At 61.9% G+C, this 13,317-nt stretch carries 10 protein-coding genes; 3 read left to right on the top strand and 7 right to left on the bottom strand.

Annotated features, from left to right (window positions below):
• The first annotated feature begins 25 nt into the window (after positions 1 to 25).
• Entirely contained in the window at positions 26 to 766 is a 741-nt protein-coding gene (gene lexA, locus P3C39_RS07870) for a transcriptional repressor LexA (protein ID WP_013531746.1), read from the top strand.
• On the opposite strand, the gene P3C39_RS07875 is transcribed toward lexA, so the two are convergent.
• Entirely contained in the window at positions 760 to 3,222 is a 2,463-nt protein-coding gene (locus P3C39_RS07875) for a ComEC/Rec2 family competence protein (protein WP_275953065.1), read from the bottom strand. The two genes, lexA and P3C39_RS07875, sit on opposite strands and share 7 nt — an antisense overlap.
• Before the next feature lie 102 nt (positions 3,223 to 3,324).
• On the opposite strand from P3C39_RS07875, the gene gltX reads away from it, so the two are divergent.
• Entirely contained in the window at positions 3,325 to 4,749 is a 1,425-nt protein-coding gene (gene gltX, locus P3C39_RS07880; RefSeq protein ID WP_275953066.1) for a glutamate--tRNA ligase, read from the top strand.
• A 184-nt stretch (positions 4,750 to 4,933) separates the two neighbouring features.
• Positions 4,934 to 6,259: a citrate synthase gene (gene gltA / locus P3C39_RS07885; RefSeq protein ID WP_013531749.1), complete on the top strand. Its 1,326-nt coding sequence runs from the start codon at positions 4,934 to 4,936 to the stop codon at positions 6,257 to 6,259.
• 55 nt (positions 6,260 to 6,314) lie between these two features.
• Here the strand turns inward: gltA and lpxB are convergent, their stop codons facing one another.
• The 6 genes from lpxB to bamA all read right to left on the bottom strand — a co-directional run bounded on the left by lpxB (position 6,315) and on the right by bamA (position 13,182).
• The gene (lpxB, locus tag P3C39_RS07890; protein WP_063167972.1) at positions 6,315 to 7,493 is read right to left on the bottom strand and encodes a lipid-A-disaccharide synthase; all 1,179 of its coding nucleotides are present in this window, start codon (positions 7,491 to 7,493) and stop codon (positions 6,315 to 6,317) included.
• Positions 7,486 to 8,403: an LpxI family protein gene (locus P3C39_RS07895; protein WP_275953067.1), complete on the bottom strand. Its 918-nt coding sequence runs from the start codon at positions 8,401 to 8,403 to the stop codon at positions 7,486 to 7,488. The genes lpxB and P3C39_RS07895 overlap by 8 nt, the downstream gene beginning before the upstream one ends.
• Positions 8,375 to 9,208, bottom strand: a complete 834-nt coding sequence (gene lpxA / locus P3C39_RS07900) for an acyl-ACP--UDP-N-acetylglucosamine O-acyltransferase (RefSeq protein ID WP_063167971.1) — start codon at positions 9,206 to 9,208, stop codon at positions 8,375 to 8,377. The genes P3C39_RS07895 and lpxA overlap by 29 nt, the downstream gene beginning before the upstream one ends.
• A gap of 13 nt (positions 9,209 to 9,221) precedes the next feature.
• Positions 9,222 to 9,689 (bottom strand): 3-hydroxyacyl-ACP dehydratase FabZ, encoded by a 468-nt coding sequence (fabZ, locus tag P3C39_RS07905; RefSeq protein WP_027036657.1) that lies wholly within the window; start codon positions 9,687 to 9,689, stop codon positions 9,222 to 9,224.
• A complete protein-coding gene (lpxD, locus tag P3C39_RS07910) occupies positions 9,682 to 10,740 on the bottom strand; it encodes a UDP-3-O-(3-hydroxymyristoyl)glucosamine N-acyltransferase (protein ID WP_275953068.1) in 1,059 nt (352 codons plus the stop codon). Before lpxD ends, fabZ begins: the two co-directional genes overlap by 8 nt.
• A gap of 75 nt (positions 10,741 to 10,815) precedes the next feature.
• Positions 10,816 to 13,182, bottom strand: a complete 2,367-nt coding sequence (gene bamA, locus P3C39_RS07915) for an outer membrane protein assembly factor BamA (RefSeq protein ID WP_013531755.1) — start codon at positions 13,180 to 13,182, stop codon at positions 10,816 to 10,818.
• Positions 13,183 to 13,317: the final 135 nt, after the last annotated feature.

Here is a 13,317-nt window from a genome sequence, read left to right on the forward strand (position 1 = left end):
GGTTTCAGGGAACCTGGGGGCCGCCATGCTGACACGCAAGCAACATGAACTGCTGATGTTCATCCATGAACGCCTGAAGGAGAGCGGCATTCCGCCATCCTTCGACGAGATGAAGGAGGCGCTCGACCTTGCCTCCAAATCCGGGATTCATCGGCTGATCACGGCCCTTGAGGAGCGCGGCTTTATCCGCCGGCTGCCCAATCGGGCCCGCGCGCTGGAAGTGCTGCGGCTGCCGGACTCCATCGCGCCAGGCCTCAATGCGGCAAAGAAGTTTTCGCCAAGCGTCATCCAGGGCAGTCTTGGTCAGGGTGGTGCTCTTGGCCGGCAGATCAAGCCGGCGCCTTCGCGGATGCCTTCGCCCGGCAATGACGACGATGCGGTCTCTGCCGTTTCGATCCCGGTCATGGGTCGCATCGCCGCCGGCGTGCCGATCGATGCCATCCAGCATCAGACGCATTCGATTTCGGTGCCGCCGGACATGATCATGGGCGGCGCGCACTATGCGCTGGAGGTCAAGGGCGATTCGATGATCGAGGCCGGCATCTTCGACGGCGACACCGTTATCATCCGTAACGCCGATACGGCCAGCCCCGGCGAGATCATCGTGGCGCTGGTCGATGAAGAGGAAGCGACGCTGAAGCGGTTCCGCCGCAAGGGCGCCTCGATTGCCCTCGAAGCCGCCAATCCAGCCTATGAGACACGGATTTTCGGGCCCGACAGGGTCAAGGTGCAAGGCAAGCTCGTCGGCCTGATCCGTCGCTACTGAGACGGCTGTGGGTTGACCACTGGCTTCTCGGGTTTCTTGAAGGGGGCCAGCCCCCTCGCCTCGCGAGAGTATTTGCGTTGCGTGTGCCAGGGCCGATATGGGCTGTCCACGGCGAAGCTGATCGTCGCCGGCGTGGTCGCCGATTGGCGATCGAAGAAGACCGCGGCACTGCCTTTGCGAGCCAGTTGCCGCTTGGTGATGACGAGAACCAGCGGGTTGTGACAGGCGTCATAGGCGGTGGCATCGTTGACGACGATCAGATCGGCGAAGCCGCAGGCTTTCCAGGTGTCCTTGCGGTCCTCGACATAGGCAATGATCGCACCGGACATGTGCCTGGCCACGCAAACGCCTGAGGAGCAATAGAACGGCGATCCCGGCGGTAGCTCAACGGCATCCGCTACGTCGAATTGCCCATCGCTGTTGTCGAACACTTCCGGAACGACGATGGTTTCCGATGTCAGCGCGCGTTTCCAGTTGTCGACGGTGAATTCGTTCGGCCGTTGCCGGCTAACGGCAAGCTCACCGCCACCGATCGGCAACGCCACCAGCCGGGCGTCTTCCGAGATCAGCACATCGGGCGTGCGCGTATCCGAGACGGTCAGCAAGCCTGCCAACGCGAATGGCAGAGCCGCGATCCGCAGCCATGTCGTCGCCATCGTCGCGATGACCAGGGCAATGGCCACCAGCAGGACCGACTGTTGCGAAATCAGCCCGACCCCATCGACAGGCGAACGCTCGGAGATCCAGCCTGATATGGCGATCATCATCGTCAGGCCCTTGCCCATCAGGTAGAGAGCTGGCCAATCCAATCCGAAAGGCATCAGCAGCGCGCTGGCGACGGCCAGGAACATGACGACGGTGACGATCGGCATAACCGCGAGATTGGCGAACAGGCTGAGCGGCGACACACGCTGAAAATGCCAGATGGCAAACAGCGTCGTGGCGCTGCCGGCGATGATCGAGGTCATGGCCAGACCGATTGCCGCCAGCAGGAATTTTCGTGTCAGGAACCCGGGCAAGGATCGCTTCGGCGGTGGCGTTCTTGCTTTTCCCGCGCGGTGATCCGCCCAGCCGGCATAAGCGCCGACCAGAGCCGCGGTCGCGGCGAAAGACATTTGAAAACTCGGGCCGACCACCTCATGCGGCGACACCACGATGACGGCGATCGCCGAGATCGCCAGATTGCGCATGGTGAGTGCTGCTCGATCGAACAGAACTGCAATCAGCATCACTGCCAGCATGATGAAGCTGCGCTCGGCGGCGACGACGATACCTGAGATGACGAGGTAGGCTGCGATCGAGAACAGTGCGGCGGCAGCGGCATACTTCTTGACCGGGCGACGCGCGGAAAAATCGGGAAACAAGGCGAAGGCGCCGCGCAGCAACCCCATGATGGTGCCGGCGACCAGAGCCATGTGCAGTCCCGAAATGGAGATGATGTGGTAGATGCCGGTACGTCGCATCGCCTCATTGATGTCATCGGGAATGCCGGCGCGCACGCCGACGATCAGCGCCGCGGCGATCTCGCCTTCGGCGCCGCCGACGCTCGCCCTGATATGGTCGGCGATGCCTTCACGGGCATTTTCCACGCTGGAGGAAATTCGGGCCGACAGCGGCATGTCGCCATCATCGGTGACGACAAGCTTGGGATTGCCGAGAAAGAACCCGCTGCCGCCAATGCCGGCAAAATAGCTGTCGAGGGAGAAATCATAGCTGTCCGGTCGCACCGGCCCGGTCGGCGGCAAAAGCTTGGCATATCCGGTGATGAGAGAGCCTGCGGTCACGTCAGCCGGGATCTTGCGTGCCGAAAGCCGCACCCGTTCCGGCGCATAGCGCAGTTTCGGTCTTGCGGTCGATGTTACGTCGATGGTCAGCCGGATACGGCCAGTTTCCATCCGGTCGAGCGAGACGACGCGGCCGGTCACCTGCGTCGAGATTTCCGAGCCCAACATTTGTGTGCCCGCACGCCACGTCTCGACCTTGGCAGCAAGCAGTCCTAGGGTGCACAAAAGTGCCGCCATGAAACACAGATGGGTCTTTGGCCATGAGCGCGAGACCAGCGCACAGATCCCCGTCAGGATGACAACCGCGACAGGTCTCACAAAGTCAGGCTCCGCAGCCAGCGAAAAATAGCCGATCGCTCCGATCGCAAGGCAGACCGGTACCAGCAGGAAGGCCACGCCCCGGTCGAGTTCCAGGCTCGCCGCCGTGTTCACGCTGTGGCCCAGGCGAGGCAGTGATATCAGGCCGATCTGCCGGCGCACGCGCACGATCCTGCCGGTTTCGGCAACAGGAACAGAGGCGGCGATACCCGTTTGCAAGGGCAGCTTGCCGGAATCCGGCACGAGGGGCGACGGCGGCGGCAATGAGGCTGGCAGAGGCGCAAACAGGGACCGTTCGCTGACGCCAATGGCAGCGTCCTCGCCCTGATCCGAGCCCCAGCCTCGTCCAGCCATCGGGTCTGCCCCTTGCGCCCTCGACACCCTATGCTACATGAACGCGCAAAGCGCGAAAGTCCGCGCGACCGCACCCCGCTTCAGATGGTTTCCGAGAGTTCCATGTCCGACAAGGTCGTCACCCGTTTTGCCCCCTCGCCCACCGGCTATTTGCACATAGGCGGCGCGCGCACGGCGCTGTTCAACTGGCTGTATGCAAAGCATACCGGCGGCACGATGCTGCTGCGCATCGAGGACACCGATCGCGAACGCTCCAATGAAGCCGCGACGGCTGCCATCCTCGACGGGCTTTCCTGGCTTGGCCTGAGCTGGGACGGCGAGCCGGTGTCGCAGTTCGAGCGTGCGCCCCGCCACCGCGAGGTGGCCGAGGAGCTCGTGCGCATGGGCAAGGCCTATTATTGCTACGCCACGCCAGCCGAACTGGAGGCCATGCGCGAGGCCGCCAGAGCCAAGGGGCTGCCACCCCGCTACGATGGCCGCTGGCGCGACCGCGACCCCTCAGAGGCACCCGCAGGCGCCAAGGGCGCCATCCGCATCAAGGCGCCGACCGAAGGCGAGACCGTCGTCCATGACCGGGTCCAGGGCGACGTGCGCTTTCCCAACAAGGATCTCGACGACTTCATCATCCTGCGTTCTGACGGCAATCCCACTTACATGCATGCCGTCGTCGTCGATGATCATGATATGGGCGTCACCCATATCATTCGCGGCGATGATCATCTGACCAACGCCGCTCGCCAGACCGTGATCTACAACGCCATGGGCTGGAACGTGCCGTCCATGTCGCATATCCCGCTGATCCACGGCGCCGATGGCGCCAAGCTATCGAAGCGGCACGGCGCGCTTGGCGTCGAGGCTTATCGCGCCATGGGCTACCTGCCGGAGGCGCTGCTCAACTACCTGGCGCGTCTCGGCTGGAGCCATGGCGACCACGAGATCATGTCGATCAAGGACATGATTTCCTGGTTCGACATCGGCGATGTCAACAAGGGCGCGGCGCGCTTCGACTTCGCCAAGCTGGAGGCAATCAACGGCGCACATATGCGTCGCATGAGCGATGCCGAACTGTTCGACATCTTCATCGCCACCCTGCCCTACCTCGAAGGTGGCCCGGCGATCGCCGCACGCCTGAACGACAGCACCAAGGCGCAGTTGCTGGCAGCGCTTCCGGGCCTGAAGGAGCGCGCCAAGACGCTGGTGGAGCTCGTCGACGGCGCGGCCTTCCTGTTTGCCACGCGACCGCTGCCGATCGACGACAAGGCGGCCCTTCTGCTCACCGACGATGCCCGCAAGATCCTGCGCAGTGCTCACGAAGCTTTGAACGGGCTTGCGGGTGACTGGACAGCCGTCTCGGCGGAGGCGGCGATCCGCGAGGTGGCGGCGGCCGGCAGCCACAAGCTCGGCGCGGTGGCCCAGCCTTTGCGCGCCGCTTTGACCGGCAAAAGCACCTCGCCGGGCGTGTTCGATGTGCTCGCCGTGCTCGGCCGCGAGGAAAGCCTGGCGCGCATCTCAGATCAAATCGATTAGGAGCAAACTGGCCCAAGAAGATTGGCATTGAAAGGCGGGTTTCGCAGTGCAACATTAGGCCTTGGCCCAATCTGGCACGCACCTCCTGAAATGCGGTGGCGAATACGCGCATTGCGGTGATTTTCGACGTGTCGCTCTGCGAAATTTGCCTTTGCCGGCATGAGGAAACAAGAAGGAGTTTGCAATGACCGAAGCTGCGAAAAAACTGGATTTGGGCAAGACCCAAGAGGCCACCGCAACGCTTGAATTCGCCGGCAAGACCCATGAATTCAAGGTGCGAAGCGGTTCGGTCGGGCCTGATGTGATCGACATCGCCTCGCTCTACTCAACCACCGGCGCTTTCACCTACGATCCCGGCTTCACCTCGACGGCAAGCTGCGAGTCCGAAATCACCTTCATCGACGGCGACGCCGGCATCCTGTTGCACCGCGGCTATCCGATCGACCAGTTGGCCGAACATGGCGACTTCCTCGAGGTCTGCTATCTCCTGCTCTACGGTGAATTGCCGACCAAGGCGCAGAAGGACGATTTCGATTACCGCGTGACGCGCCACACCATGGTGCATGAGCAGATGTCGCGCTTTTTCACCGGCTTCCGCCGCGACGCGCATCCGATGGCGGTGATGTGCGGCGTGGTCGGCGCGCTGTCGGCCTTTTATCACGACTCCACCGACATTTCCGACCCCTACCAGCGCATGGTTGCCTCCATGCGGCTGATCGCCAAGATGCCGACGATCGCGGCGATGGCCTACAAATACCACATCGGCCAGCCCTTCATTTACCCGAAGAACGAGCTGAACTTTGCCGCCAACTTCCTGCATATGTGCTTTGCCGTGCCTTGCGAGGAATACAAGATCAATCCGGTGCTGGCGCGCGCCATGGAACGCATCTTCATCCTGCACGCCGACCACGAGCAGAATGCCTCGACCTCGACCGTTCGCCTCGCCGGCTCGTCGGGCGCCAACCCGTTTGCGTGCATCGCCGCCGGCATAGCCTGCCTGTGGGGACCCGCGCATGGCGGCGCCAATGAAGCGGCGCTCAACATGCTTGGCGAGATCGGCCATGTCGATCACATCCCGGAATTCATCGCCCGCGCCAAGGACAAGGACGACCCGTTCCGCTTGATGGGCTTCGGCCACCGCGTCTACAAGAACTACGATCCGCGCGCCAAGATCATGCAGAAGACGGCACATGAGGTTCTGGGCGAGCTCGGCATCAAGGACGATCCGCTGCTCGACATCGCCATGGAGCTGGAAAAGATCGCGCTGACCGATTCCTATTTCATCGAGAAGAAGCTCTACCCGAATGTCGACTTCTATTCCGGCATTACGCTGAAGGCGCTGGGCTTCCCCACCACGATGTTCACCGTGCTGTTCGCGGTCGCCCGCACCGTCGGCTGGATCGCCCAGTGGAAAGAGATGATCGAGGATCCGCGCCAGAAGATTGGCCGCCCGCGCCAGCTCTATACCGGTGCACCGGAGCGGGATTACGTGCCGATCGCCAAGCGGTGAATTAGGAAATAGTGAGTAGTGAGTAGTGAGTAGTGAAGTCGACCATTTCTACTGATTACTGACTACTCACTCTCTTGACATACCGCATCACCACCTGCGCGGCGATCTCGCCGGACGGTCTGCCCGTAGCCATGCGCCGCCTGATCTCTGCAAATCCATCCTTCTGCCAGGCACGCATGCCGCTGTCGGCGAACAGTGCCTCCAATTGCCGGGCAAGATTGTTCGGCTTGATATAGCCGTCGTAGAATTCGGGAATAAGCGCTCGATCCGATATCAGATTGGGCAGCAGCGCCGACCAGACGGAAACGAGGTACGGCGCCAAGATGCGCGCGACCGGGTCGAGCCTGTAGCAGGAAATCATCGGCACGCCGGCCAGCGCCAGTTCCAGCGATACCGTCCCGGACGCGATCAGCGCCGCATCGGCCCTGCCGAAAGCCTGCCATTTGCGCTGGGGCTCGACGATGATCTCAGGCTTTTCATCCCAGCGGTTGACGGAAGATTTGACGAGGTCGGCGACATGCGGGACGGTCGGCAGCAGCAGCCGCAAGCGGTGGCCGCGCGCGCGCAGGATCGACACCGTCTCGCCGAACGGGTCGAGCAGCCGCCGTACCTCGCCACGCCGCGAACCGGGCAGGACGAGCAAGGTTTTGACCCGATCAGGAGAAAGGTCGCGCGGCAACTCCTGCGCCTTGGCTGCAGCGAGCAAGCCCGCATCGTGCGTCAGGCGATGCCCAACATAGGTGCCCGATGGCCCGCCGAGCCGCTCCAACTCCTTAACCTCGAAAGGCAGGATGCAGAGGATGTGGTCGACATAGGGCTTCATCGCGACCGCCCTGCCCGGCCGCCACGCCCACACGCTCGGGCAGACATAGTGGATGATCGGAATCGACGGGTTGGCCGCACGCACCTTTTTGGCGACGCGCAACGAAAAGTCCGGACTGTCAATGGTGACGAGGCAATCCGGCTTTTCGTCGGCAACGGTCTTGGCCAGTTGGCTGATCCGCCGCATCAGGCGCGGAAGGTCGCGCAGGACGGCACTGAACCCCATGAGGGCGATCTCACCGGCATCGAATGGCGAGACCAGTCCCAGCGTCTGCAAATGACGGCCGCCGAGGCCGACGAGTTGCACCTCGCGCCCGGCCGCCTGCCTGAGCGAGCGTACTATGTCGGCGCCGAGCAGGTCGCCGGACTCCTCGCCGGCAACAATCGCGATCTTCAATGCCCTGTCAGCCACTGTGCGGCTCCGTCGTGGCAGGCAGGCCAATGACGAACAGGCCGAGTGCGTTGGCGCGCGCGATGGTTTCAGGACCTTCGAGAACCAGCGAACGTCCCGCCTCGACGGCAATCCCGGCAAGCTCGGCTGCATGCGCTGCTTCGACCGTCTGCAGGCCGATGGACGGAAGATCCGCTCGCAGTTCCTGACCAGGCTTGGCGCACTTGACCAGGACGCCGCGAGTCTTGCCCGCAATACGGCCGTGGCCGCGTAAGAGCTTTGCCCGCTCAAGCAGTCCGGCTGTTCCTTCGATGCCTTCCAGCGCAATGGTCCGGCCACCGATGGCGACCGCGGCCTGGCCGATGTCCAGCGCCCCGATGGCTTTTGCTGCGGCAAGGCCTGCCTCGATGTCACGCCAGTCCGACTTTTGTGGCGCGGCGTTGGTCAGGACGCCTTCGGCGGCGACAAGGCTCGGCACGACTTCATGGGCGCCGACAACTTTTATTCCACGGGCTTCGAGGCCCCTCGCCAAGACCTTCAGCAGGCCATCGTCGCCACGCGCGAGCGCCAAGACGACCAGCGGAATTACCGCGAGCAGGCTGAGACTGGGGCGCAGCGCAAGCAATCGCGGCCGGCGCTTGATCTCGCCTGCAAGCACCAGATGGGTGATCCGGTGCCGCCGTAGCAATGGGACCAGCGAGCCTATACCTTCCAGAGCGAGGCTTTCATGATCGTATCGGGAGAGCTCCGCGATGCGGTCGACCTCGCCTTCCATCAGGATGACGAAGGGCGGATAGCCTTGTTCAGCCGAACCGGCCGCGACTTCGACCGGCAGACTGCCGCCGCCGGCAATGATGCCGACCCTGGAGCCCGGCGGAAGATCAAGACGCGCTGCCGCTGTCTCAGTCTTCGTCATCGACATCGTCGCCATCGCCGCCCTTGAGCGACGGCACAGCATAGTGCCGCTTGCCGCGACTGGTGATGAAATCGATGATCTTCATGGCGGTCGGCGACGACGCGAACTCCGCCTTGGCGAACTCGATGTTCTCGCCAACGGTGCGGGAACGATCGAAGATCATCCTGTAAGCCTTGCGCAGCACAAGGATTTCGGACCTTGGCAGGCCGGAGCGCTTGAGGCCGATGATGTTGAGGCCGCGTAGGCTGGCGCGGTTGCCGACCGCTATGGCAAAGGGGATGACATCGCCGACGATCGCGGAGCAGCCGCCGAGAAAGGCGTTGTCGCCGATGCGGACAAACTGATGCACTGCGGTCAGTCCGCCGATATAGACATTGTTGCCGACCTCGCAGTGGCCGCCCAGCGTTGCGCCATTGGCGAACGTCGCATTGTTGCCGACGACGCAATCATGGGCGATATGGGCGTAGGCAAGGAAATTGCCATTGTCGCCGACCGTCGTCTCGCCGCGGCTGGAATCGGTGCCGAGATGCATGGTCACGCCTTCGCGGATCGTGCAGTTCCTGCCGATGACCAAGGTGGTGCGACCGCCCTTGTGCTTGGTGTTCTGCGGCGGTGCGCCCAATGTCGCCATCGGATAGACCTTGGTCGAGGCGCCGATCGACGTCGCGCCCATCACCGAGACATGACTGACCAGTTCGACGTCGTCGCCGATCACCACATCGGCAGCGACATGGCAGAACGGCCCGATGCGCACACCTTGGCCGATTTGGGCGCCTTCCTCGACAATGGAGGAAGCATGAATGGATGTCTTGATTTTCATAAGCACTCGATCGTCAGTCGCTGGTGACCATCATGGCTGAAATCTCGGCCTCGGCCGCCTTGGCGCCGTCGACCATGGCTTCACAAGCGAATTTGAGCAGGTTGCCGCGTTTCTTGATTTTCTTGACATAGATCTTCAACTGGTCGCCGGGAACCACCGGTTTGCGGAATTTGGCGTTGTCGATGGTCAGGAAATAGACCAGCGACGGCTTTTCGGTACCCAGGCTGCGGATACAGATGGCGCCGGCCGTCTGCGCCATCGCCTCGACGATGAGCACACCCGGCATGACCGGCTGCTCAGGGAAATGGCCCTGAAAATGCGGCTCGTTTATGGTCACGTTCTTGATGCCAACAGCGGATTCGTCGCCATCGATGTCGACGATACGATCGATCATCAGGAACGGATAGCGGTGCGGCAGGAGCTTCATCAGCCCCATAATGTCGACCGCCTCCAGCGTCGTCGACGCGATCATGTCAGCCATTGCCTCCCTCGCCCTGTTTGCGGGTCCTGGCGAGCTTGCGCAGCATGGCTATCTCCCGCATGGCTTCCGCCATTGGCTGTGCCGGATAGCCGCCCCAGATCTCGCCTGCAGGGACATTGCTCATAAATCCACTTCTGGCGGCAAGCTTGGCCCCTGTCCCAATGGTCAGGTGATCCGCAAGCCCGACGCCGCCGCCCATGGTGACATTGTCACCTACGACCACAGAACCCGAAATACCCGAAAGCCCGGCTATTATGCAATTGCGGCCGATGCGGACGTTATGGGCGATCTGCACGAGATTGTCGATCTTGGTGCCCTGGCCGATGATCGTATCGGACATGGCGCCGCGATCGACGGTGGTGTTGGAGCCAATCTCGACGTCGTCCTGGATAACGACACGGCCGATCTGCGGCACGCGCTCAGGACCCTTGGCCCCGCCGACGAAGCCAAAACCATCCTGGCCTATCCTGGCGCCGCCATGAATGATGACGCGATTGCCGATCAAGGCATACTGGATGCTGGCGCCCGGACCGACATAGCCGTCGCGGCCGATCTGGCAGGATTGTCCGATGACCGCATTCGGGGCGATGACAGTACCGCTGCCGATCGAAGCGCCTGGCCCGACAACCGCGCCGGCCTCGATGACGGCACCGGCTTCGACATGCGCGGTCGCATCGACATGAGCGTGCGGCGAGACGCCGGTTTCACTGGTCATCGGCCCTGGTGTCGCTGCCCTCGGAAACAGCAGACGCCCGATCAGCGCGAAGGCCTGTTGCGGACGCGGATGAATGAGAACGGCAACGCTTGCCGGCGCCTTGCCGGCAAATTCCGCCGGGCACAGGACCGCGGCAGCCCGCAGCGACGGCATCAGCGCGGAATTACGCTTGCCGTCGACAAAGACGAGCGCATTCTCGCCGCCCTCGCTGGCCGGCGCGAGTGCTTCGATCGAAATATTGGAGTGGCCGGAATCGACAAGCACCGAGCCGGTCAGATTCGCGACTTCGCCCGCCGTATACCGGCGTGATGGCGCGAAGAACACCGGATCGGTCATTCCAGAAGCTATATCCAGCTAGGTCGGAACATTTCTCCCGGACCCTGAAGACCCGGGAGCATCGTTGGCCGCCGATCAGAAGCGGGTCGATATGCCGAAGTTGAATTCCTGCACGTCGTCGCGCGCTTCCTTCTTGACCGGGATCGCATAGTCGATACGAATCGGACCGAACGGCGACGCCCACATCAGACCAACGCCGACAGAGGCACGCAGCTGCATGTCCGTTGACTCCTGAGCAACGCTCGTAACCTTGCTGCCATAGAGCGTCGCCGCGTCAGCAAACACAGCTCCGCGAAGGCCGAAGCTTTCCGGAACGACTGGCAGCGGGAACTGGGCTTCAGCAGAAGCATTGAAGTAGGTCGTACCGCCGAGATGGTCACCCGTGAGAGGATCCACAGGCCCGATACCGCCATAGGCGAAGCCACGGATCATGCGGTCCGTGCTCTGGAACTGATCGAAGATACGCAGGCCGTCACTGCCATAACCCTCGACATGGCCGGCGCCGCCCGAAATAAGGCCGACAAGATCAAGCGACTCGGACAACGTCTGATAGACGCTGCCGCGTCCCGTGATCTTCACGAACTTGGCATCGCCGCCAAGACCGGCCACTTCGACGGTTGTGTTGGCATAGATACCCTCATGCGGGTTCTTCATGTCGTCGATGGTGTTGTAGACCAGCCCGAGACTGACCGACGACTTGATCCAAGGGCTCTGATCGATGCCATCAAGGATTGCAGTTGAGATATTGCAAGGGCTGCCAGGAATATAAACCCCATCGGTCAAGCAACCATCGTCAACTTTATATTTTTCCTGCGAGATGTTGTACGCCAACTGGGTCGTGATGCTGTCGGTGATCGGCAGGCCGAAACGGATCGTCGCGCCCGTGGTATCGCTGTCATAGTTGTTGTTGTATTCCCGCGTCGACTTATAGATGTCGAAACCGGCGGCGATGCGCCGTCCGAGGAAATAAGGCTCGGTGAAGGACAGGCTGTAGTCGCGTGAATTCTTGCCGCCGCCCGCAGACAGCTTGATGAACTGACCGCGACCGAGGAAGTTGCGCTCGGTCACCGAGCCTTCGACCGACGGACCGGCCGTGTCGCCACCGGTCGAATAACCAGCGCCCACCGAGAACTCACCGGTCGATTTCTCAACCACGTCGACCACCAGAACGACCTGGTCGGGCTGCGAGCCAGGCACGGTCGAGATGTCGACTTTCTCAAAGTAATTCAAGTTTTCCAGGCGCTTCTTCGCGCGCTGGATGAGCACCTGGTTGAAGGCGTCGCCTTCGCTGACGTCGAACTCCCGGCGAATGACATAGTCACGCGTGCGATCGTTGCCGCGGATCTCGATGCGCTCGATATAGGCCTTGGTGCCCTGGTCGATCGTATAGACCACCGAAATGGTGTGGTTCTCGAAATTGCGGTCGCCGCGCGGCGTGACCTGCGCGAAGGCATAGCCGGAACCCGCCACCTTTTCGGTCAGCGCGATGATGGAGTCTTCGACGTTCTTGGCGTTGTAGACGTCACCCTTGTGGGTCTCGATCACCGATTCCAGCGACTTGCCGTCGACTTCCGGGATCGTGCTCTCGACGCTGACATCGCCGAACGTGTAGCGGTCGCCTTCCTGGACGGTGATGGTGACCGTGTACTTGTTCGTCGCGCTGTCGAGCTCGCCTACGGCGGACACAACCTGGAAGTCGGCATAGCCGTGATTGTAGTAGAAGCGGCGCAGCAGCTCCTGGTCCGCGCGCAGCTTGTCATCGTCGTAGACGTCGTCGCGCAGGATGAAGGAAACCCAGGACGAACGCTTGGTGTTGATGATATCCGACAGGCGGCGGCTGGAATAGGCGCTGTTGCCGACGAAATTGATCGCCGCGATCTGCGTGCGATCGCCTTCGGCAATGTTGAAGACCACATTCACGCGATTGTCGCCAAGCTGCATGACCTGCGTGGTCACGGTCACGTCGTCGCGACCAATGCGCTTGTAGGCAGCCTTGACCGATTCCACGTCGGCATCGAGCGTCGCCTGCGAGAACGTTCCGCGCGGCTTCAGCTGCACCGCCGCCGCGAGCGCATTGTCCTTGAGCTTCTTGTTGTTCTGGAACAGCACCTGGTTGACAACCTGATACTCGGCAACCTTGACCACCAGCGTCGAGCCGACCTGGTTGATCTGCACGTCCGAAAACAGGCCGGTGCCAAACAGTGCCTTGACCGCACCGTCGATATCGGAACTGGAGAAAGCCTTGCCCGGCTTGATGGTGATGTAATTGCGGATGGTCTCAGCGTCGATACGCTGGTTGCCGCTTACTTCGACTCTGCTGACGACAGCGGCTTCAGCCGCCGATGTGGCAACGAACTGCACTGCGAGCGCGCCTGGCACGACCATGGCCGCGGACAGGGTCACCGCGGACGCGGCGCTTAGAAACTTGGATGCTGCCTTCATCGGGCTTAATAACCTTTTCTCGTAGTCCCCACGGCGAGAAAACCGGACGTGCGGTAATTTCCCCTACCGTATTAACCGGATTTTCCCTACACGCAAGGCTTCTGGTTAATTTGTATTTACTTAACCCTGCGGCGT

Source organism: Mesorhizobium sp. XAP4 (genome assembly GCF_029269325.1).
Taxonomy (GTDB): Bacteria; Pseudomonadota; Alphaproteobacteria; order Rhizobiales; family Rhizobiaceae; genus Mesorhizobium; species Mesorhizobium ciceri.

Coding starts and splice junctions, on each gene's coding strand:
- fabZ (WP_027036657.1), bottom strand. CDS start 9,689: ATGGCTGACATGATCGCGTCGACGACGCTGGAGGCGGTCGACATTATG.
- gltX (WP_275953066.1), top strand. CDS start 3,325: ATGTCCGACAAGGTCGTCACCCGTTTTGCCCCCTCGCCCACCGGCTAT.
- gltA (WP_013531749.1), top strand. CDS start 4,934: ATGACCGAAGCTGCGAAAAAACTGGATTTGGGCAAGACCCAAGAGGCC.
- P3C39_RS07895 (WP_275953067.1), bottom strand. CDS start 8,403: ATGGCGACGATGTCGATGACGAAGACTGAGACAGCGGCAGCGCGTCTT.
- P3C39_RS07875 (WP_275953065.1), bottom strand. CDS start 3,222: ATGGCTGGACGAGGCTGGGGCTCGGATCAGGGCGAGGACGCTGCCATT.
- lexA (WP_013531746.1), top strand. CDS start 26: ATGCTGACACGCAAGCAACATGAACTGCTGATGTTCATCCATGAACGC.
- lpxA (WP_063167971.1), bottom strand. CDS start 9,208: ATGAAAATCAAGACATCCATTCATGCTTCCTCCATTGTCGAGGAAGGC.
- bamA (WP_013531755.1), bottom strand. CDS start 13,182: ATGAAGGCAGCATCCAAGTTTCTAAGCGCCGCGTCCGCGGTGACCCTG.
- lpxD (WP_275953068.1), bottom strand. CDS start 10,740: ATGACCGATCCGGTGTTCTTCGCGCCATCACGCCGGTATACGGCGGGC.